The following is a 1,971-nucleotide window of genomic DNA, read 5'->3' as shown; positions in this document are numbered from 1 at the left end:
TCAAAAATCCCATGTCGATCACTCCAAATCCCCCCAACCAAAACCGTCGGGGCAGTGTGTTCACATGGGTCAATTCTCAGTGACAATTTATGGGGCTACCGGGTCAGCTCTCAGTGACAATCAACAGAGAGAGCTATTGAGAGAGCTTTCTCTGAGTTTAAGAAAAAGGTTGCTGAAGGAACAGACGCTATTGTTGGCAACCTCGAAAGAACACCTGAGGAAAACAAGTCTGAGGTTAAACGCTGGCTTACTGAGATCAGAGATACGATTTTAGATCTTAACGTTATAGTGGTGACGCTCGACAATGAGAGCGATGCTTACACAATTTTTGAAACGTTAAATACAAGAGGCAAAGACCTCGCGCTTACAGACCTACTTCGCAATCATTTTAAAAGAATGATCGACGAAGGGACAGAAGTTGATCATGCAACGTTAAAATGGCGGAGTGTTATAGAAACGATCAGGGATGCGCCGAGTAACTTAGATCCGGACGAGTTTGTAGTGCATTCGTGGCAATCGAGATACGATTTTGTCACGAAGGCGAAGGCTTTCGCGAAAGCAAAGGAACGTATCGTTGGCGCCAATGCAACTGAACACCTAAACCGGTTTCTAAGCGATGCGGAGCACTGGCGGTCAATTTTCGATCCGGACTTCGGTTGGAACGGGTCTGAAAAAGAAGTTGCAAAATCTCTCCGAGCACTGCGGATCTTCAAAGTGAAGCAGTCGACGCCTGGGGTGCTTTCACTGATACGAGCATACCGTGACGGCATCATACGCTATCGGCATCTGCGCGATGCTGTAGAAATGATTGAGAAATTTCACTTTTCATTCAATGCGGTGACGTCGTCTCGCTCTTCCGGCGGCATCTCGGGGATGTTTGCTTCCTTTGGCAAGCAAGTCTTTAATAGCCGCGAAGCGGTCTCCGCCGGTCAGGTGTTACGCGACTTGAAAGATAAGCTCCGGAGTAGGGTTGCTGATCCCGACGAATTTGATGCGAACTTTCGGCAAATAACCTTTACCCGAGGACAAACATCTCAGAAAGAACTGGTCAGATACATTCTAAAGAAAGTCCAGAAGGAAGAGGGGAGCCCAACGGTGGGCGAAAGCGATGATCTCACAATAGAGCACCTTCTGCCTCAGGCCTCTGATAGAACTGCATCCACAGTTGGCCAAATTGGCAATTTAATTCTGGTGGACAAGGAAACAAACGACCGACTGGCAAATAGAGAGTTCAAAGAAAAGAAGCTGATTCTGGCTGAAAAAGGCTATCGCCTCCCAGAGATACTAACCGAAGCCGTCGACCTAACTGATGAAGTGATCGAAAAAAATACACGGCGCATTTCTGAATTGTCGCGCTCTCGGATCTGGAAGATCTGAGTGATGATAAAAGGCCGGTGTTAGAGGCGGGGAAGGATTGGCGCTCTTCTTCATTAAGTGATATTTTGCTGCCACAATTTACTGAGCCAGTTCTTGGTGATTACCGATGATTCTTCTAAACATTCGTTCGCGCCCATTTTGCCGAACGTTGCCTACTTGAACATTTTGAATTACTGGATCAATCGAGCTCGGCCAGCCGATAATCCTTTTCTTGAAGCATACTGTAATGCTTTTCGCCAGCCTAAGATTGTCTGTTGCTGCCAACCAGTCCCTTGGTTCGAAGAGGTCCTTCAGCTCAAATTCAGATCCAACATTAAAACTATCAACCGCCTGCTGAAGCTGATCTATTCGAGCATCAATTTCATCCTGAGATTGAGACACTGATGAAACCCTTCCTATTGAAACGAATGTTAGTTTTGAGGCTTTCTTGAACGAGTCGGAAATAGGACTAACAGAGTTCTGCCGATTAAAGCGGTTCGGTGAAAACCTGAATCGGGTAGTTCCCTTGGTCTTCTGTTTGTGATTCATCCTGTTCAGGAGGATGGTTCATGTCAGCACCTTTGCCGGATGCGCTTCGTGCGCGATTTCAGAAAT

General features: G+C 46.6%; 2 protein-coding genes. One reads left to right on the top strand and one right to left on the bottom strand.

The genetic code is table 11. The features are described from left to right. The first annotated feature begins 135 nt into the window (after window positions 1–135). Window positions 136–1,377, top strand: a complete 1,242-nt coding sequence (locus HKX24_RS17555) for an HNH endonuclease family protein (protein ID WP_346428857.1) — start codon at window positions 136–138, stop codon at window positions 1,375–1,377. A gap of 78 nt (window positions 1,378–1,455) precedes the next feature. Here HKX24_RS17555 and HKX24_RS17550 read toward each other — a convergent pair whose 3' ends face one another. Beyond that, entirely contained in the window at window positions 1,456–1,758 is a 303-nt protein-coding gene (locus HKX24_RS17550; RefSeq protein WP_276154221.1) for a hypothetical protein, read from the bottom strand. Between the last annotated feature and the right edge of the window lie 213 nt (window positions 1,759–1,971).

The organism is Sulfitobacter sp. M85 (assembly GCF_029285915.1).
GTDB classification, from domain to species: Bacteria; Pseudomonadota; Alphaproteobacteria; order Rhodobacterales; family Rhodobacteraceae; genus Sulfitobacter; species Sulfitobacter faviae.
The sequence above is the reverse complement of the archived record's forward strand: the minus strand, read 5'-3'. Positions and strand labels throughout refer to the sequence as shown.